Raw genomic sequence first — 18,630 nt, 5'->3', positions numbered from 1 at the left:
GGAGGCATTGTTCATGCGCTATTGTCGATTTCAGTCCGACGCGGGTCCCCAGTACGGAGAAGTATTCGACCGGAACGGGACGTTATGGATCGAAAGAATTCTGACTCCTCCTCCTGAAGACCCATGGACCAGGGCCGCAGGGCCAGCCTTCGATCCCATTCCGTTGGCGAGGGCCGTTCTGCTGTCTCCGGTACAGCCATCGAAGATTGTCTGTATAGGGCGCAACTACAGAGAGCACGCCAAAGAGCTTGGCAATGATGTTCCCACTGAGCCGCTTATCTTTTTGAAGCCACCGTCTTCCCTGCTGAATCCTGGAGGAGTCATTCAGTCTCCCAGACTCTCGGAGCGCGTGGATTATGAAGGTGAGCTAGGAGTGGTCATTGAGAAGACGGCACGCAATATCCAGCCCGGAGAGGATATCCGTGAATACGTTCGTGGTTACACAATCGTGAATGATGTCACGGCCCGCGATCTTCAGATGAAAGATGGTCAATGGACCCGTGCTAAAGGTTTTGACACCTTTTGCCCGGTTGGTCCGTTAGTGACGGACGAAGTGGACCTTGGTGCCGGGCTGATGATTGAAACCCGGTTGAATGGCGAGGTCAGGCAACAAGGATCAACCTTGGATTTGATCTTTCCTTTGGCTGTCCTGTTGCAATACATCACCTCAGTGATGACGCTCTATCCCGGAGATTTGGTTTCTACAGGAACACCGGCAGGAGTTGGTCCGATGCTTCCCGGCGATCAGGTCTCCGTGAGCATCTCAGGAATTGGCACCCTGACAAACACGGTCGCTTGAACTCAAATCGTGAAAGGGAAAGGAATTCTTTCCAAATCCCGAAAGACAGGCTGAGTTCCGAAGGAGCATGCCTTTGACGCCATTTGCTTCTGCAAGGCAGGACAAGGCGTGTCTGACATGCTCTTTGTTTGAATTGCATCAGAACAGGGGCTCATATCCATTTTGCTATTACCGTTTCAGATAAGGAAACGCGATAGGATAGAAGCAGTCAAGGGCTTCACCGCAAGCCGTCAAATCAGTTTCTTTCTCTTGCTTGAAATCATTTAGTGAAACGCGGCATGAGTTTCCGAAATCATAACTAGTGGGAGGCGTGGACGGGCATCGCCCATCGCCTGAGGAGTGAGGAGCGCATGAAATTTTTCCTGGATACAGCGAACATTGAAGATATCCGCAAGGGCGCAGAATACGGCATCCTGGACGGTGTTACCACCAATCCTTCCTTAATTGCGAAAGAGGGTAAAGACTTTAAGGAAGTCATTCAAGAAATTCTAAAACTCGTTAACGGTCCCATCAGCGCAGAAGTAGTTTCCCTGCAGCGTGACGAGATGGTTCGCGATGGCCGTAGTTATGCCAAGTGGCATGAGAACATTGTCGTAAAACTGCCTACAACCCGCGATGGTGTTGCTGCTTGTAAGATCCTGACCGGTGAGGGAATCAAGGTCAATATGACCCTATGCTTCTCGGCTTCTCAGGCATTGCTGGTAGCTAAGGCCGGTGCTTGGTGTGTGAGCCCGTTCCTGGGGCGGCTGGACGACATCTCACAGGACGGCATGCAGCTAATCAAGGACATTGTTCAGATTTACAAGAACTATGGCTTTGAAACCAGAATTCTGGCTGCTTCTCTCCGCCATCCAATGCATATAGTCGAATGTGCAAAGGCCGGCGCTCACATCGGAACCATGCCTTTTAAGGTTCTCGATTCCTTGTACAACCATCCTTTGACTGACAAGGGATTGAGCCAATTCCTCTCTGACTGGGAAAAAGCCCAGGAAAAGCTTGGTTCAGAGGATAAGGAAGCTGCTCCAGTAGGCGCCAGGTAGAAGTTTGAGCGTAGAGTAAGTTTTCATTTAAGCAATTTCATTATTGTAAGTAGGATTTCCCTAAAAAGGAGAGGTATTTATCAATGCCTCTCCTTTCCTGTTTGTATAGGAACGCTTTGCTCTTAGTGAGCATCCTACGGAGGGAATGAGGAGGGCTGCCAAACCCAATGATGCGGAACCAGTCTCATCGCGTTCTTCCTTTTGCCCGCTCGTCTGGGTCAACTGCTTCTCTTTTGCAGGAGGAAATACTCAGAGTTAAGTTACATCTTTCAGGTGAATCTACTGGAGTCGGTATCTGGGAGGTAAATCTTCTAAGTGGAGAGGTGGTCTGGGACGAATGTTGCAAGAAAGCCTTCGGCCTGGATACAGCTGTAGCCTGCGAGAACTTCTATTCCCTGTTGCATCCGGAGGACAAGCCAAACGTTTTAGCTGCTTTGCGGCACGCGTATCACAGTGACAAAATTTGTAATTTGAATTATCGGATCATTGATCCCGCTGGCCAACTCCGGTTTATCTCTACTAGAGGGCAGGCAATTTTTGCCGAGGTTGACGGAACCCGCAAAGCCGTTCGTTTTCTCGGCACAGTGCTGGAAGTAACCGATCGTGTGAAAGAAGAGGAAGCATTACGCAAAACGGAGAAGCTAGCCGTAGCTGGCAAGCTCACTGCTTCCATTGCTCATGAGATAAATAATCCGTTGGAAGCCATCGCCAACTTGCTTTACCTCGCTCGCCAGACTAACGCCGCAGATGAAATACATACCTATCTCGATCTTGCAGATCAAGAGCTGTCACGGGTAATTAACCTCACAACGCAAACGCTTCAATTCCATCGTCAAAGCCTGAAGGCAAGTCTTACCGATGTGGGAGAGATCTGTCATTCAGTGCTGGATCTGTATGGATCTCGTATCGCCAGTAAAGGGATTAAGGTTCGTTTGCGTCTTACTTCTGCACCCAGAGTCGTAGCTTTTCCCAGCGAACTTCGCCAGGTTATAGCAAATCTGGTGGTTAATGCGGTTGATGCTATGCCGAAGGGCGGCGAGCTATTGATTCGTTTGCGTGCGACCTCCTCTCCTGTCGATGGAACGCATGGCATTCGCCTCACCGTCGCCGATACTGGCAACGGAATCTCTCCTTCCGATCTTCCGCATATCTTCGAATCGTTTTTTACAACAAAGGGAGAAATGGGCACCGGTCTTGGTTTGTGGGTTTCCCGCCAAATTCTTGAAAAGCATCACGGTTCTCTACAGATTCGTACTTCGCAGAAAGAAGGAAAGAGCGGGACCGTATTCAGTATTTTCCTTCCCGAAACCGCTATCGACGGCATAGCAATCGATCAGACGAGAGTTGCTTGACCATCTTCTTCGTTAGCCTGACAAGTAATACAACCGTAAGTAGCCTGTGAGAAGTATGTAGCTACTGTAGTTGCAAATATTCTCGACCGGGCATCTCCTGTCGCCGTGAAGAGGTAAATCAAAACACAGAATTTTACGCAGCTTTCCACAGTTGTTGGCGAGTTCTCCCCCGAGGAAAGACCCCAAAGACATCAAGACCTGGAAGACGCCCGCCCATTAGCGGTTTTGGGCGGATGTATACCTATGCGGGAAATGCTCCAGCATCGTCGGGCGGATCTTCCGGGCCAAAAAATCGATAAATAATTGAGAGATATGGAGGTATTGGTTTTCGCGTGGCTAAATGTAGTCATGTAAATGGTTTACATAATATTTTATAGTGTTCATTATTATGCTATTCTTTTACGCATGTACGTTGCTGTTGTTCCTAACCGCAACTCGCCACCGGCCATCTTACTGCGAGAGTCTTACCGCCAGGATGGCAAGATCAAGAACCGTACCATCGCCAACATCTCTCATTGGTCAAACGAACGCATTGCCGCTCTTCGCGGTGCTTTGCGTGGTGATTTCGATCAGGCAGCCATCACCGGCTTGCCAACCTTGGGGCCGTCCTTCGGACTCCTGTCCGTTCTTAAACAACTGGCCGATCAGATAGGGATTAGTTCGGCTCTAGGAAATCGCGAACTGGGCAAGTTGGGTTTGTTTTTGGTGCTGGCGCGGATTGCCCATCAAGGTTCTCGACTCTCGGCGGTGCGCTGGAGCCAGGATCAGGCGGTGAGTGAAGTGTTGGGTCTGCAGTCGTTCTGTGAAGATGATTTATACGAAGCCTTGGATGATCTATGCCTGCGGCAAGAAAAGATCGAGCAAGCGCTGTATCGGCACTATCGACGTCAGCACAGTGAACCTCCGCAACTGTTTCTCTACGATGTCACCAGCAGCTACCTGGAAGGCGAGCAAAACCAATTAGCAGCCTTCGGTTATAACCGCGATGGCAAACGCGGCAAGATGCAGATTGTCATTGGGCTGCTGACCGATCTGGAGGGAGAGCCGTTGGCGGTGCGTGTATTTGCCGGCAATACCGCCGATCCCAGCACCGTACCGGAGCAGATCCGTCTCCTTCAGCAACAGTTTCAGGTTCAAGAATTGATCTTCGTGGGCGACCGTGGAATGGTCAAGAGCAAAGGCCAACAAGAGCTTCAGCAGCGGGGTCTGCACTACATTACAGCTCTTACCGATCCCCAGATTCGTCGTTTCCTGGGCCAGGGACTCCTGCAGTTGGATCTGTTTAGTTCTCAGATTTGTGAGGTTCAGGATAACGGGACTCGTTATATCCTGCGCAAAAACGAAGACACTGAGCGACGAGAGAAATACCGTCTAGAAGATAAGTTGTCCAAGCTGGAACGGTTGGTCCAACAACGTAACGTACAGGTGGAACAGCATCCTCGCTGCAAACCAGAAACAGGATTGCGCAAGCTACAAGACTGGGCACAAAGACATAAGGTAGGCGGAATTGTTGAGTTAATCCAAGAGGGAAATCTCCTGCGACTACAGCATAAAGAGGAAGCCATACAGCAGGCTTTGCTCTTAGCGGGCTGTTACGTGTTGGCTACCGATGTCCCCATGTCACAACTCGACACCCAGCAGGTGCATGACAGCTACATGGCACTGCAGAAAGTAGAAAGAGATTTTCGTGCAATAAAAACTGGGTTATTGGATATCCGCCCCATCTTCGTGCGCAAAGAAGATCGTACGCGTGGACATGTCTTCTGTTGTATGTTGGCCTTGAAACTTAGCCGCACCATCGAACAACGATTAAGAGCTGCTTTCGGCACCACCGATACGGACCCTAATGCTATTACCTTGCCCGATGCCCTGGCTTCCTTAGAACGTCTATGTCTTTTGCATTATCCGGTCGACGAGAAATCAACCCTTACCAAACTGCCTTTGCCGGATATACGCCAGAAGCAAATTCTGGATGCTCTCCACGTCCATCTTCCCGCTATGTAGTCAGAACCTCTTCCCGCTCGGAGAACAACAATCTCTTTCCCCTCTTCCTGTTACACCTAAATCTCTGCCCCCTTTCAAACGGAAGATCCGTCGGGATTGCTCTAGAAGAGCTGTGTTTGTCTTCCTGGCAATGGCAGTCCGAAGTGCTCATACGCCAAGCGTGTCGCAACACGTCCTCGGGGGGTGCGGTCAAGGAAGCCGATCTGAATCAGGAAAGGCTCATAGACCTCTTCCAGCGCATCCTCTTCTTCCGCCAGGGTCGCCGCGAGTGTATTGAGCCCGACAGGACCACCATCGTACTTATTGATGATCGTGAGTAGCAGCCGGCGATCAATCTCATCGAAGCCGTGGGCATCGACTTCCAGCATCTTGAGTGCTGCCTGGGCGATAGGGCGGTCGATGAAGCCATTGCCGCGTACTTCTGCATAGTCGCGCACCCGCCTGAGAAGCCGGTTCGCGATACGTGGTGTGCCGCGAGAACGAAGTGCAATCTCCGCAGCTCCGTCGTGATCGATAGGAACATTCAATACTTCAGCCGAGCGTTCTACTACGTAGCGAAGCTCTTCTTCGTTGTAGAACTCCAGTCGCAGCAGGATGCCAAAGCGAGAGCGAAGCGGAGAGGAAAGTAATCCTGGACGTGTTGTCGCGGCGACGAAAGTGAAAGGCCTGATATCCATCACGTGGGTACGAGCTGCAGGGCCCTGTCCGATGATGATGTCGAGCTTGTAATCCTCGAGTGCCGTATAGAGCTTCTCTTCCAGAACCGGCTGCAACCTGTGAATCTCATCCAGGAAGAGCACCTGCTTTTCGCGCAGATTAGTCAGGATTGCCGTCAGGTCTCCCTGAATCTGTAAGGCCGGACCGGAAGTTTGCTGGAAGCCTACATCCAGCTCATTGGCAATGATGGTCGCCAGGGTTGTCTTACCGAGTCCTGGAGGGCCGAAGAGCAGGACGTGATCCAGCGCTTCGCCGCGGGATTTAGCTGCTTCCAAAGCAATCGCCAGTTGCTCTTTGGCTTTCTCCTGGCCAATAAATTCCTTCAGCAGGCGTGGCCGGAGCTTGAGTTCAAAAGAGCTTTCTTCATCAGCCCGTGCTGCGCTTACCAGTCGTTCCGGATTGTCTTCTGTACCGCGTACCATCCTTCTTGGAGTCTAGAGCATTTCGACTCTTCTTCGCCGAACATATTTCGGTTGATACTTGAGGCCAAAGGGCAAATTCCTATTCCTCCGGAGCCAGAGGGATCTTGTTTGCGGAAGCAGAGAAAACTTTGGAGGTGTTGAGTAGAAGGTACCTGGACACAGGTGAAGATGAAATGGTCGGGACGGGCAGATTTGAACTGCCGACCCCTCGCACCCCAAGCGAGTGCTCTACCAGGCTGAGCCACGTCCCGACGGTTGCGCATATTTGCGCGGGGTCAACTACAAGTGTACACGACGAGTAGGGTTACGGGGCGGCAGTCTTTTGTGGAACTTCCGCCCAAACCCGATTAGTGAGAAGGTGGAACGTAATCTGCCGGCAAAGAAGCGCCTTCGCCGAAGAGGAACTCCTCCATCTGCTGGACCAGGAAGTTTTGTGCCTGGGGTGTCCACGGCTGCAGGCGATACTCGTTCAGCAGCATCTTTTGGCGCTCAACCCATTCGCCCCATGCCTGTTTAGAAACATTCTTGTAAATCTTTTGGCCGAGTTCGCTGTCAAAAGGCGGTTCTTCCAGCCCTTCCATCTCTTTTTTGTAATGGACGCAAAAAACGGTGTGTGCCATACAGTGGAATCCTTCGGCGCCTATTGTGTTCTTTACCACGCCTCCTCCCCATTGTATGGGAGTTAGCGCAATTCCGGCGGTACTATGTCCGATCAAAGATCGGTTGGGTGCCGCTTTTACATCCGAACAGGAAGACAGGAACAAAGGAGAGCCGTCTTCGTTTCTCCTCGCATTACTTCTACGCCGCCAGAGCATCCCTCCAGGATGCCCTTTGCGTAACAGGTGCCGCTTTCTTTTGGGAAGCGGCACCTGGCCTCGTGGCTGGTGGAGATAGCTACGATCGGGTCCCTTCTGGTTGTGAGAGAACCCACGTCTACCTCTTCCTCTTGCCTTTCTTCTTGTGCTTTGGAGGAAACGGGCCTCTTCCCTTCTTCTGGTACTGGGCGGAAGGCCTATTCTCTTTCTGCTTGCGCGCTTTTGCTTTCCGCTTGGCTGTTTTGCCACTCGAAGGCCTTTGGGATCGAGGTGCTCCTCTCTCTTCGTCTGGTTCCATCAGTGAGAATTGGAGCTTTCTCTCAACAGCGTCCACCCTGTCGAGAATCACTTGAACGCGATCTCCGGCGGAGTACACCCTTCCGGAGCGATCTCCTTCGATCTGGCGCGTCTGCTCGCGGTATTCGAACCAGTCGCCCCGAAGCGACTCGATTGGAACCAAGCCCTCGATAAACAGATTGTCCAGTTCGACAAACAACCCGTACTTCGTGGGATTCAGGATCATGGCGGAGAAGTCTTCTCCAACGCGATCCTGCATGAATTTGATCTTCTTCCACTCGACCAGTTCCCGCTCTGCCTCAGCCGCACGGCGCTCGGTTTGGCTGGTTTCGATTGCGATGGCCGCCAACTCCCCTTCTGCGATTGGTGGCTCTTCCGCAAAAGCGGCTTTGTTGCGGCGTGGAGGCGGAATAGAGCCTTCGTTCCTGTGTGTCCAGGGAGAAGCATGCCTGGATTCGCTGATGTGCCCTCTACCGCCGATTCCTTGCTGCAAAAGAGCTTTGCTGATCCGGTGAACGATCAAATCGGGATAGCGCCGGATTGGAGAGGTGAAATGGGTATAACTCGGCGCTGCGAGCGCAAAATGCCCTTCATTCTTCTCCGAATAACGTGCCTGCTTGAGTGAGCGAAGCATCAGGTGGGAGAGAATACGTTCTTCCGGCTTGCCTGCAAGGCGTTCGGTCAGCTTCTGGTACATGCGTGGTGTGACCGGGATATCTTCCGGAATCTCATGCTCGCGCGGATTGCGCCCTCGGCCACGATGCTCGCGGCGTTCCGACTTCATTCTCACCCGCTTGACCGGCAAGGCTCCCAATCCGAGCGAATAGCCGAAGGCAATTGCGATCTCTTCAAATTCCATGACCTTGCGGCCGTCAGGTTTTTCGTGAATACGGTAAATCGAGGGTATGCCAAGATCTTCCAACCAGGTAGCAACACATTCGTTGGCCGCGAGCATGAATTCTTCGATCAGGCGATGTGCCCAATTACGTTCCGACCGGCTGACGCTCTTCATGGCTCCGAACTCGTCGAATTCGATAATCGGTTCCGGTAAATCGAAGTCGATAGAGCCTCGGCGCTCACGCTGTGCATTCAGCTTGAGAGCGAGTTCCTTCATCCGTTCGAATTCGGGCACGAGTGCGGCGAACTCTGCTCTCGTTTCCTCCACTCCTTCCAGGATGTCGTGCACCTGTGTGTAGGTCATGCGAGCTGCCGAACGGATAATTCCTTCGACAATCTCGTAGCTCTTGATGGCTCCTTCTGCTGTGAGTTCCATCAGGCAGGACAAAACCAGCCTGTCCTCATTGGGTTTGAGACTGCAAATCCCTGTGGAAAGCTCATGTGGAAGCATTGGAATGGCCCGATCCGGAAAGTAAACGGAAGTACCGCGGAGCCTGGCTTCCAGATCAAGCATCGAGCCTGGTGTTACATAATGCGACACATCGGCGATATGTACCTGTAATTCATAGCTGCCATCGCTATGTTGGTGGACAAGTACGGCATCATCGAAGTCCCTAGCTGATTCCCCGTCGATGGTGACGATTGGAAGTGCGCGGAAATCGCGGCGGAGACCAACCTCTTCGGGATCGATAAAGGCTCTTTCGCGAGCTTCCGCCAAAGCTTCTTCGGTGAAGATGCGAGGCAGATGATGCTTGCGGATCATCATCTCGACATCGACACCGAAATCGTCAGGATGGCCGACAATTTCAATCACTCGCCCACGGGCGGGCCTGCTTGGTGTTGGCCAATCGGTGATCTCTACATCGACCACCAAGCCCTCTAGATCGTCGTAGGAGTGTTGCGCTTCTTTGCCCAATACACGATGCGGGGATTGCTCAACCCGGGGCTCCTCCGCACCAAAGGGTATGAGGATTGGCTGGTTCATGCGCTCATCGAAAGGGCGCACAAAGTTTGTTTCTTCCCAGTGCGCACGTGTGCCCCTGCTGTAGTGAAAAGTGCCGACGATGGTTGGATTCCGGCGAGTGAGGATGCGCACAATGCGCCCCATGCGTCGTCCGTCTCCACGTCTGGGGGCAAGTTCCACAAGGACCTGATCTCCTTGCATTGCGCCATGGATGGCATCGGGTGGGATGAAAATGTCCTCTTGTCCAGTGGACTGTCGAACCTCGGGACGTACAAATCCGTATCCGTCCCTATGCAGGTCGAGGCGTCCGGCAATCAGGTCTTCCCGATTTTGCACTGATCCCGGAATGGCCCATTGTTCCCGATCGAGCTTGATCAGGCGCCCTGCGGCTGTCAATCTGGCGAGATGTTCGAGCAATAAACGTCGCTCGCGGCCGCCACCCAGGCCAAGTTCGCGGACCAGCTGTTTGTAGCCAACTCGCTGACCCGAAGAGCGTTCGATACGGCGGAGAAGTTCACGATCTGTCATTCTGTAATAGCTCTATGGTATGCGGGATGGTACAGCACAAGGAAAAGATGTGACTGTAGGTGCATTTTTGCTGCATCCATGTTTAAGATTCAGGAAGTAACGCCGACTGCGCGGCGCGGCAGGATAGCCAGAGAACATTCGACGTTTATGCTCCGGCAGCCGGATGGGCGAGGGGTTCCCGCCGGCCAGGAAGCCGGGTGAATACTGAGGAGAAGGAAAGGAAATCAAAGAATCATGTGGAAACCGAATCAGCCCGGAAATACTTCCCAGACACCTAACCCGGAACCAGCAAGGCCGTCTGCTCCACAGCCTACTCACTTCGATCCCAATAGCGTGCGTACGGCTACCAACAGCACCACGCCAGCAGGTGACCAAGCGACAATTGGCAAGGGCTTGATTGTTAAAGGGGAAGTGACCGGATCCGAATCCCTTTTTATTGATGGCAAAGTTGAAGGAGCCATCAATCTTCCGGGAAATCGGGTCACCGTAGGACGCAACGGCCAGGTTTCAGCGAATATTACCGCTCGCGAGATCATCGTGTTGGGTAAAGTACGCGGAAATGTGAATGCCAGCGACCGTTTGGATATCCGGAGTGAAGGTTCCTTGACTGGGGATGTCACCGCTCAGCGGATCAGTATCGAAGACGGCGCTTTCTTTAAGGGCGGCATCGATATCCGTAAGCCCGGTGGTCCAGATGCCAAGGGCGGTGCAGCAGCTCCAGCGAGTTCTGCTCCGGAAACGGTAAAGGTTCAGGCCTAAGGCGCTTAAGCTCAAAAAGTACTACACCCCCGGGAATTCCCGGGGGTACGTGCTTTAGGCCTTTCGCGACTTCAATGAGCTATTTTTGCGCCATAGATTACGCGCTGAAGTCGTGAATACGGAGTTGTACTCGTGTCTGATTTAGCAGCTGGTGTGCAACTTCGCCAAAAGTAATCGGACCGTAGAATCCGGTCTTCTTTCCTTCCAGCCCGCCGTGGACATAATTCAAAATGCAGTTACAGGAAAACGCCGAGGAGCCTTCCGCTGAATTCGACGCATTTGCCGCGTTCAGAAAAGCACCGGCATAATCCTCAACTGGCATGGCGAAGTGATACGTAATCCCTTCAAATACCGGCGCATAGAAATCCACATTGCCGGAATCTGTATCGATTTGCTTCAGACTCACGTTAATCAGGCTTCCACTGTAATTCGCGATCAGCGGGAGTCTGGTATCTATCTGGTGCTCGGATACGTACCGGGCAAAGTTCTGCGGCTTGCCATCGATTAGACACTCCGTAGCACTGAATCCAGAGGCCGGGAAGGTGATGGCGTGAGCAGCCTCCGGACGGAAGATATTGATGATATCTATATCGGCAAAGACCTTCTCGGGCAGAGAGATATGCATAACCACTGCTCTGTCATACAAAGGCGCTGCTTTTGTTCCATCGAAGACACAGGGCTTCTGTTCCCCTATCCGGGTTAGTGCAACACCAGCTACCCACCCTACGACAGGTTTGAAAAGAAAACCTTCGAAACTCGGTGCCTTTTCTGCAAAAGCTTGATGTACAGGAACTCCGTAAGGGAGTAATAAGAACGAAAATCCGTTTGCCGGGGCGTCTTTGTACATCTGCGAGAGGTTGTCCGCTGCGTAGTCGGAGATTTTAGTTCCGGTAGTGGCTGCCGGAAGTTTAGTAACAAAGACACGCTTCTCATCGCATACTCCGCCCTGCAAATCCATGAAGTATGGAATGCTTCCACCTATCCAATTCCCTTTAGGCAACTTTGAGAGGGCCTCTTCGCTTCCCGCCAAAATAAGGCTCTGACCCTCAAGGATCATCTGCTGAACTTCTTGAACACTATGAAGCATAGGACCTCTAACCAAGGATATTTTTAAATTCTGCAGCAAATACGGTTTCGTATTGTTTGAAGAACTGATACATGTGTTGTGCCAAGCGAGTTATGTTCTCAGGAGACGGATCTTCCTGATACTTAAGCTTGGTGTTCTGTGCCATTAGGTTGATAGCTAGCTTGGAAGAGGTGATAGGTCGTTCCCCTTTGACCAGCTTTTTCCATACGGGATTTTCTACCGGAGGAATCATGACTATTCTCTCGACATCCATTTCTTATCGATTCGCGGGGGCTCGATAAACTCTACTCAAAAAATCGATGCACTTGAAGAAATTATGAGTAGCTGTAAAGGAAAATATATTCACCTTACCAAGACGGGAATGTACGATACTCGGCACTGTTGAAGCTCGTGAGAGATATAGTTGCCGAAATAGTTACCTATCTGGCAGAGGCTTAAATAAAAGAAAATAAAGAGCTCCTAAAGGTTTGGAACACACGGAAAGATCCCTGCAAACTACACAGTGAATAACGTAATAGTCTCTCCTTAGGTCAGAGAAAAATTTCTATAACATCGAATCGATTTATCTGAAAAGCCCTCTGCAGACATCAGCCGAAACCACCAAACAAGACCTCGGAGTGCTCAAGAGACTATTCAAAAAATCAATCAGCCATAAGGAAACACACTTGGACTGTAAGCGCTATGTGTGACACGCTCAATACAGTTATGAGCAAGAACCTCTTTTTCTTGGGCATTATCCTGGCTGCTAGTGGACTTCTATCGCCGCCTCTGGCGCTGGGTGTAGGCCTTATTTATGGGTTGACCATAGCGCATCCGTATCATTTGGATTCCAAACGGCTTTCCAAATTTCTTCTGCAGCTTTCCGTGGTGTTGCTAGGGTTTGGTATGAATCTCAGCCAAGTGTTGAAGGCAGGGCGATCCGGCTTTCTTTACACCGCGATAGGAATTACCTTTGCCCTTTCGTTGGGCATCCTGCTGGGTAGGGTCCTGGGCGTAGGCAAAACTCAGGCCTATCTGATCGCTGCTGGAACAGCTATATGTGGCGGAAGCGCCATTGCTGCTCTTGGTCCGGTGGTGAAAGCCGACGACGAAGAAATGGCTGTTTCCATGGGAACGGTCTTTGTTTTGAACTCAATTGCCCTATTCATCTTTCCTGTAATCGGGGCCTTTCTGGGACTTAGCCAGCAACAATTCGGTTTATGGTCTGCATTGGCAATTCACGACACGAGTTCGGTTGTCGGTGCGGCTGCAAAGTATGGCTCTATCGCCTTAGGAATAGCCGTTACCGTGAAGCTTGCGCGTGCTTTGTGGATTGTTCCTTTAGCTATCGGTACTGCTGCGAGAAATGGTTCAAAGACAAAAGTGCAATGGCCATGGTTCATCCTGTATTTCTGTCTGGCGGCTGTCGTAAATAGCTATTTACCGGTCGCGCATGCTGTCTTCGCGCGATTGAGTGACTTAGGCCGCACGGGCTTGGCTGTGACCTTATTCCTTATCGGAACAGGGATCTCCCGCCAGACTTTGAGGGAAGTTGGTCCGAGGCCTCTGGTGCAGGGATTACTGCTATGGATCGTCGTAGCCTCAGCTACTTTGGCGGCAATCCGCGTCGGGTGGATACATATGTAAAGCCTCTAAGACAAACGGAGCCCCAGCTATGGGACTCCGTTTATTCTTATATTTACCGCAGGTCGAGAACGATTCTGCCTTCGATCTGTCCTTGATGCATCCGATGAAAGATTTCATTGATGCATTCCAGCTTGCTAGCTTCAACAGTTGCTTTGACTCTGCCGCCGCCCGCTAATTGCAGTGCATCACGCAGGTCGCTACGTGTGCCCACAATAGATCCCCGTACAGTAATTGCATTCAGAACCATATCGAAAATATTGAGTGGAAATGTTCCCGGAGGAAGCCCATTGAGAGCTACGGTTCCTCTGCGGCGGACCATTCCCAGAGCCTGTTCAAAGGCCTTGGGGGAGACAGCTGTTACTAGAACACCGTGCGCTCCGCCTATTTCTCTCTTGAGGAATGCCGCAGGATCCGTGTTCCTTGCATTCACCGTAATCGAGGCGCCAAGACGTTTTGCCAATTCCAGCTTTTTATCGTCAACATCTACCGCTGCCACATGGAATCCCATATTCTTCGCATACTGAACAGCTAAGTGGCCTAAACCACCGATGCCTGAGATTACGACCCACTGTCCAGGTTTTGCGTCGGTCATCTTGAGCCCTTTATAGACGGTGACTCCGGCGCACAGAACAGGCGCGATTTCTACAAAGTCAGCGCCATCCGGAACATGTCCTACAAAGTCAGGATCCGCAAGTGCATATTCTGCAAATCCTCCATTTACAGAATAGCCGGTATTTTTCTGATGTTCGCAGAGCGTTTCCCAGCCGGAAGTGCAGTAGTCGCATTTCCCGCAAGCGGTGTGCAACCAGGGAACCCCCACCTTATCACCCTCTTTTACATCTTTTACTCCGCGACCGACTCCCGAGACATAGCCGACTCCCTCATGTCCCGGAATAAACGGAGGATTGGGCTTGATCGGCCAATCCCCCTCGGCGGCATGTAAGTCGGTATGACATACGCCACACGCTTCAATCTTGACCTGAATCTGTCCCTCTCCCGGTTCCGGGATAGGCATTTCGTCAATTACGAGAGGCTTGCCGAACTCTTTCACAACGGCAGCTTTCATCATTTTCTTGGCCATTATTTGGCTCCTTTAGTCAGCAACTTTTGAATGGGGCTGTCCTGGGCGTGCAACTGCTTCGCTGCCTGCTCCCCATTGAGGAGGGAGGCAACGCGTGAAGTTATCCAGGTGAGCTTGGACGTAAATACCTTCCCGAAGACAAATGTCTTCGAGTTAGAAACTTATATCGTCATCCTTCCCAGAGTTATGCGCTGGTGAAAGTAGAGGGATTCTACGCCACAACAAATGGCAGAATGAACAAGCACCGACAAAAATATTCATATTGCCGATCTATTTTAGGAAATGGCGGAAATACAAGAGATAGAAGATCGTAGAGTCAAAGAGCGAGATAACGATTACTTCGAGTTAAAGCGGTTGGATCCTGTGAGTCTTAGCTTTTAGACTAGCTGCTGACGAAAAGAAAAAAACCAGCAGGACTTTTGCCTGCTGGTTCCGCGGTTTCCTAAATGCGTTTAGTGCCTGTATCTGTTACGCTGCCACCTGGCTTGAGCTTCCGCTGAGTGCTTGCAGGAGCTTGGCTCCATCGGCTACTCCCAATCCTGTGCAAGCATCCCAGCCGGAGGCTGCGGTGTAGTCTCCATTGTTACCCTCTGTGATATCCAGAAAAGCATTCGAATGCTGATAGAGAGTGGGATTCAGCCAGCCAAGATTCTTTCCCAACTTCTGATTGATAAGAGCGACCAGAGCTGCCCAGAGCGGAGCAACCGCGCTGGTTCCTCCCATGATTTGCTGTTGTCCATCAACAAGAATTTTATAGCCGGTAGTCGGAGAGGCATTCCCTGCAACATCCGGAACACCTCGTCCACCCTGGTTAGAGGTTGGCGCAGGCAGCGATACCTTCTCCTGCCAGGAGGGAGCTGCAAATACGCTGCTTACTCCTCCTCCGGTGGCTCCCCCACCTAATGCCTGATCATTCCAAACTACTTCGCTTTGACGGGTATTTCCTTGCGCCGTAAGTTTGGTACCACCGCAAGCTATTACATGAGGACTGGAAGCCGGAAAGTCTACGTGGTCGTTTCCATCCGCAATGCCGTCACTCGAACCGTTATCGCCGGCTGCAACAAGAATGGTGATGCCGAGTGCCGCAGCAGACTGACAGGCTTCGTCGAAAGATTGCATTGTTTGAGTTGCCCAGTTGGCCTCCGGTCCGCCCCAGCTGATTGAGATAATGTTTGGCTTGTTGGTCTGATCGTGAATAGCTGTTGTTAGTGCATCGAGAAAACCTTGGTCCGTGTTGGGTGCGAAATAAACGACGATATGAGTTCCCGGAGCAATTGCACCAGCTACCTCAATATCCAGGGCAACTTCGTCATCCGCGCCATTCGAATTGCCTGGAGAGTTCGTTCCTCCATCGACGGAAACAGCTGTGATCTTGGGTGGTTTGACTCCCAATTGCTGAAAGTATGTCGCCAAATCACTATCGTTGTATCCGCCGCCTAGCTCAAGCAGTGCAATAGACTGACCGCTTCCATCTACGCCGGAAGGAAAGCTATACAGGGAAGCAACTTGGGGCGGAGTAAAAGGCTGGGTGGAGGCATTTCCTGTAACAGGAAGCGCTGCCTCCGGATGCTTAAAAAAACGGACATGAGGCTTTGCCTGCGGTCGTGCATCCAGTCCCAGGACGGTCTCAACTATATCGGCCAGCCCTGCGTGTTCCTTGGCGAGGCTTACGTCTCCGTGGGGGACGTGGACTGTGTGTCCCTTTTTAAATTCGTAGTCGTGTAGCTCTATTCCGAAAGCCTGTTCCATTGCCTCCACTGTTCCGTGCAAGGCGATGGTTCTGCGTGCGAGGCTGGAGGCATTCTCGTCGACTGTTAATCCATGGTTCTTCGCAAAAACACGGATCCTCTGGAAACTCGCCGGGTCGGCTGCATATTGTTCCGTGAACTCTTGCTCCGTAAGCGCTCTGCCTCCGAGCTCTTCCAGGTTCAGAGGCTTTCGCCGTTTGACGATGAGGGAAACACTCAATTGCTCTTGAGGGTCCGTTCTCCCGATAGCGGTGGCTTCCTGGGGAACGGCTCGTGACGAATGGATATGGACGCGATCTGGATTCTTGGACATTTGAATTGCCTTCTCAACACAGAAATTCTTTAACAGGATGCATTTACGAGCGGAAAAGGTAGCTTCCGTCTAGACCGGTGCCGGTTGACGGTCGCCATGACTCGGTGGCTGCGATACCACCAGAAAGCAAGTATCTGTTGAAGATCGATTAGTAGCCTGGTGCGGTACGGAAGGAGGGATATGCAGGCTTTGCCCTGCCTGGAGAAGCACAAGATCTCCATTCGCCTCCAGCGTAAGCTCTCCGGAAAGAACATAGAAGACCTGCTGCGCTTTCAGGTGAAAATGCCGTTGCTCTGCAGATCCGGGCGGCATCCGTTCTTCAATAACGCTTAAGTTTTCGGAATTCAGAAGATGCCAGCCGTCGCACTTTTCTCCCCAGAGATAATGCTTGGCATTGTCTTTGCTGGTAGCTCTGATCAATGATGGAAACCCGTCAGAAATCGATAAGTAAACTCAAAATTATCTAGAGCTTAATTGCTTACACCACTTTATGGTGAAAGATCTCGTCGTGTTCTTTTCGAGGTTCGCAAACACAGCTCAAACAGCAGCTGAGGAAGACGCCGATTCCAGCCGTGATCAGAAGGGCTAATCCTGTGCCGCTGGTAAAGAGCCATTCAGCAATTCTGTGCATATTCAAGAACCACATGGCAGACTCCTCCGTGGGCGGATTACCTTGCTACTTAGTAGAAACCTAAATGTATCTCAAGGTTTCCTTCTTGTGGAAGAAAAAAAGAATCCTGGTCAGGCCTTCATGCATTTTGTGCCAAACGTTCCCATAAAAGGCATTGTTTAAACGCAAAGAAAAGGCGAAAATGTGACTGGTTGGTTCGATGCAGGAGAAACACAATTCGCCGTCTCAGCCTCGGCTAGGCTGGCTTTATTTGGATCTCAACTCCTACTTTGCTTCGGTTGAGCAGGAGTTGCATCCGGAACTCCGTGGCAAGCCTATCGCAGTAGTACCTGTGGTGGCGGATACCACCTGCTGCATCGCTGCCAGCTATGAAGCAAAGGCATTCGGTGTAAAGACTGGAACTCAAGTTGGAGAGGCTCGCCGGATGTGCCCTGGCATCCAGTTCCTCGAGGCTCGCCATGAGCTCTATGTTGATTATCACAACCGAATCGTAGAGGCCGTGGAAACCTGCCTGCCCGTTGCAGCCGTGATGTCGATCGACGAGATGGCTTGCCGATTACTAGGGCGGGAACGGCCTTTGCTCGCCGCACTGGAGATGGGAAGGCGGGTAAAGCTTGCTATCCGGGAGAGAGCAGGAGAAACACTGCGCTGTTCCGTTGGCCTTGCCTCGAATCGCTATCTGGCAAAAATAGCTTCGGATATGGAGAAGCCTGACGGACTGGTAGCTCTAACGCCGGATATTCGTGAAGCAGCATTAAGAAGCTTGGTTCCGCGTGATTTGCCAGGAATTGGCGCGCGAATGGAAAAGCGTCTTCGCGATTGCGGCATTCACACCATGGATCAGCTCCTTTCCCTGGATAAACAGGGGATGAATCATGTCTGGGGCGGTATTACCGGAGAGAAGCTTTGGCACTGGTTGCAGGGAGAAGACTTTCATGATCCAGAACTGGAGCACAATAAATCCATCGGCAATTCCCATGTGCTTCCTCCTGAGTTGCGAAATCCGGAAGGAGCATGGGCTGTTGCCAACAAGCTGCTGCACAAAGCAGCTATGCGCCTGAGGATGGCCCGGCTATGGACCAGCCACCTTTCTCTCACGCTTCGTTTTGCGGTTTCGCGTCAGTATGCCGGGTCTGAGCACAACTCCGGGATTCCCCAGACGGTGTGGTCTCAAGGCTTATCTCTGATTGAATGTCAGGATAATCGCACGCTTGTTGAAGCTCTACAGAAGCTTTGGGCAAATCGTCCACAGAACGAGCATGCCCAGAAACCATTCTTTGTCGGGGTGCAGTTCGGAAATCTGGTTCCGGACCACCTGCACACTCTGAGTCTCTTTGCGGGATTGGACGACCAGGAACGCAACACAAGATTGTCCCTGACGATGGACTCGTTAAATCACAAATATGGAAGTGACACGATAACTTCGGCCAGCACCCTTTTGGCAAAGGCCGCGGCTCCTACGCGCATAGCGTTTACCAACATCCCCGATCTTTTTTAGGCTCTATTTAAGATTTTGCATCCCAACCTGGTCCTAATTTGCGGATAGAGAG

General features: G+C 51.5%; 16 protein-coding genes and 1 tRNA gene. 7 read left to right on the top strand and 10 right to left on the bottom strand.

Going from position 1 to position 18,630, the window contains the following annotated elements; all coding sequences use genetic code 11:
* Positions 1–13: 13 nt before the first annotated feature.
* From AC6I7T_RS15770 to AC6I7T_RS15755, 4 genes are all read left to right on the top strand, one after another.
* Positions 14–799, top strand: a complete 786-nt coding sequence (locus AC6I7T_RS15770; RefSeq protein ID WP_497794459.1) for a fumarylacetoacetate hydrolase family protein — start codon at positions 14–16, stop codon at positions 797–799.
* Positions 800–1,149: 350 nt separating this feature from the next.
* Entirely contained in the window at positions 1,150–1,839 is a 690-nt protein-coding gene (fsa, locus tag AC6I7T_RS15765) for a fructose-6-phosphate aldolase (protein WP_497794458.1), read from the top strand.
* Positions 1,840–2,006: 167 nt separating this feature from the next.
* The gene (locus tag AC6I7T_RS15760) at positions 2,007–3,191 is read left to right on the top strand and encodes a sensor histidine kinase (RefSeq protein WP_497794457.1); all 1,185 of its coding nucleotides are present in this window, start codon (positions 2,007–2,009) and stop codon (positions 3,189–3,191) included.
* A 354-nt stretch (positions 3,192–3,545) separates the two neighbouring features.
* On the top strand, positions 3,546–5,195 hold the full coding sequence (locus AC6I7T_RS15755; protein WP_497788076.1) for an IS1634 family transposase: 1,650 nt from the start codon (positions 3,546–3,548) through the stop codon (positions 5,193–5,195).
* 101 nt (positions 5,196–5,296) lie between these two features.
* Here the strand turns inward: AC6I7T_RS15755 and ruvB are convergent, their stop codons facing one another.
* The 4 genes from ruvB to AC6I7T_RS15735 form a co-directional block, all read right to left on the bottom strand.
* Positions 5,297–6,334, bottom strand: coding sequence for a Holliday junction branch migration DNA helicase RuvB (gene ruvB / locus AC6I7T_RS15750; protein ID WP_497794456.1), 1,038 nt, complete (start codon positions 6,332–6,334; stop codon positions 5,297–5,299).
* A gap of 174 nt (positions 6,335–6,508) precedes the next feature.
* A tRNA-Pro gene (locus AC6I7T_RS15745) sits at positions 6,509–6,585 on the bottom strand.
* 96 nt (positions 6,586–6,681) lie between these two features.
* A complete protein-coding gene (locus AC6I7T_RS15740; protein ID WP_497794455.1) occupies positions 6,682–6,954 on the bottom strand; it encodes an oxidative damage protection protein in 273 nt (90 codons plus the stop codon).
* Positions 6,955–7,267: 313 nt separating this feature from the next.
* The gene (locus AC6I7T_RS15735; RefSeq protein WP_497794454.1) at positions 7,268–9,835 is read right to left on the bottom strand and encodes a ribonuclease R family protein; all 2,568 of its coding nucleotides are present in this window, start codon (positions 9,833–9,835) and stop codon (positions 7,268–7,270) included.
* A 234-nt stretch (positions 9,836–10,069) separates the two neighbouring features.
* On the opposite strand from AC6I7T_RS15735, the gene AC6I7T_RS15730 reads away from it, so the two are divergent.
* Positions 10,070–10,594, top strand: coding sequence for a bactofilin family protein (locus AC6I7T_RS15730; RefSeq protein WP_497794453.1), 525 nt, complete (start codon positions 10,070–10,072; stop codon positions 10,592–10,594).
* A 97-nt stretch (positions 10,595–10,691) separates the two neighbouring features.
* Here AC6I7T_RS15730 and AC6I7T_RS15725 read toward each other — a convergent pair whose 3' ends face one another.
* On the bottom strand, positions 10,692–11,681 hold the full coding sequence (locus AC6I7T_RS15725; protein WP_497794452.1) for a DUF6976 family protein: 990 nt from the start codon (positions 11,679–11,681) through the stop codon (positions 10,692–10,694).
* Between the two features lie 7 nt (positions 11,682–11,688).
* Positions 11,689–11,913, bottom strand: coding sequence for a hypothetical protein (locus AC6I7T_RS15720; RefSeq protein ID WP_497794451.1), 225 nt, complete (start codon positions 11,911–11,913; stop codon positions 11,689–11,691).
* Between the two features lie 473 nt (positions 11,914–12,386).
* Between AC6I7T_RS15720 and AC6I7T_RS15715 the strand changes: the two genes are divergently transcribed.
* Positions 12,387–13,307: a YeiH family protein gene (locus AC6I7T_RS15715; RefSeq protein ID WP_497794450.1), complete on the top strand. Its 921-nt coding sequence runs from the start codon at positions 12,387–12,389 to the stop codon at positions 13,305–13,307.
* Between the two features lie 52 nt (positions 13,308–13,359).
* Here AC6I7T_RS15715 and adhP read toward each other — a convergent pair whose 3' ends face one another.
* The 4 genes from adhP to AC6I7T_RS15695 all read right to left on the bottom strand — a co-directional run bounded on the left by adhP (position 13,360) and on the right by AC6I7T_RS15695 (position 17,095).
* Positions 13,360–14,388 carry an alcohol dehydrogenase AdhP gene (gene adhP / locus AC6I7T_RS15710; RefSeq protein ID WP_497794449.1) on the bottom strand — a complete coding sequence of 343 codons (1,029 nt, stop codon included), beginning with the start codon at positions 14,386–14,388 and terminating at the stop codon, positions 13,360–13,362.
* Positions 14,389–14,856: 468 nt separating this feature from the next.
* Positions 14,857–16,449 carry a S53 family peptidase gene (locus AC6I7T_RS15705; RefSeq protein WP_497794448.1) on the bottom strand — a complete coding sequence of 531 codons (1,593 nt, stop codon included), beginning with the start codon at positions 16,447–16,449 and terminating at the stop codon, positions 14,857–14,859.
* Between the two features lie 69 nt (positions 16,450–16,518).
* A complete protein-coding gene (locus AC6I7T_RS15700) occupies positions 16,519–16,869 on the bottom strand; it encodes a cupin domain-containing protein (RefSeq protein WP_497794447.1) in 351 nt (116 codons plus the stop codon).
* A 58-nt stretch (positions 16,870–16,927) separates the two neighbouring features.
* On the bottom strand, positions 16,928–17,095 hold the full coding sequence (locus AC6I7T_RS15695) for a hypothetical protein (protein WP_497794446.1): 168 nt from the start codon (positions 17,093–17,095) through the stop codon (positions 16,928–16,930).
* Positions 17,096–17,279: 184 nt separating this feature from the next.
* On the opposite strand from AC6I7T_RS15695, the gene AC6I7T_RS15690 reads away from it, so the two are divergent.
* Positions 17,280–18,578 (top strand): DNA polymerase Y family protein, encoded by a 1,299-nt coding sequence (locus AC6I7T_RS15690; RefSeq protein WP_497794445.1) that lies wholly within the window; start codon positions 17,280–17,282, stop codon positions 18,576–18,578.
* The last annotated feature ends 52 nt before the right edge of the window (positions 18,579–18,630 follow it).

This window comes from Humiphilus diazotrophicus, from assembly GCF_059726315.1.
This window is presented reverse-complemented; position numbering and strand designations above follow the sequence as displayed.